This is a genomic window from Paenibacillus sp. F411, assembly GCF_017582705.1.
GTDB classification, from domain to species: Bacteria; Bacillota; Bacilli; order Paenibacillales; family Paenibacillaceae; genus Paenibacillus_AQ; species Paenibacillus_AQ algicola.
Genome location: NZ_JAGFIP010000055.1, coordinates 1 through 599, shown reverse-complemented (window position 1 = coordinate 599; position 599 = coordinate 1). Strand labels below are relative to the sequence as shown.

The following is a 599-nucleotide window of genomic DNA, read 5'->3' as shown; positions in this document are numbered from 1 at the left end:
AGGCTGTAACATAAAGTGAATCCTGCCGCGTCGTCAAAAAGGCCTCGCAAGAGGGGAAGAGGAAGCCGAGTCTCGCGCATATGGACGAAGGCCATGGAAGCTGTTCAGAACTTGGAACGACAGTGAAGAATCCTCCGGCGTAAGGGGACCGGCATGGTATGAAAGAGGATGCAGTGAACTGGGGAGGCCCTCCCCTGCACGTTTTTTTTTTTTTTTTAAACCGTAAAGAGACGCTCTATAAGCCTAAAAGGTGAAGTGAACCGTCTGCAGGAAGGGAGTCCGAGGGGCTCATAGTACCGAAGAATGCAGGACAACACAACCTGCAGGAGGGAAGGAGCCCTGCTTTGTTCAAGTTTCTTAAGGAGGTACGAGTCAGTGAATGCCAAACGGCTAACAACACCAAAGGAAAACGTTCAACAACTCCAAGAGAAACTAGGTCATGCGGCCAAGAAAAGCAAGAAGCGAAGGTTTCACGCGTTGTACGACAAGGTCTACCGGCTGGACATTCTTTGGGAAGCATGGCGAAGAGTACGAGCTAATAAGGGCTCGGCAGGAATAGACGGAGAGACACTGGCAGACATCGAGAAACAAGGAGAGGT

The 599-nt window shown here is 50.6% G+C and carries 1 pseudogene; it reads left to right on the top strand.

What is annotated here, in order from left to right:
• Positions 1–375 precede the first annotated feature (375 nt).
• Positions 376–599: pseudogene (locus JJQ72_RS20295) on the top strand (group II intron reverse transcriptase/maturase); the annotation flags it as partial.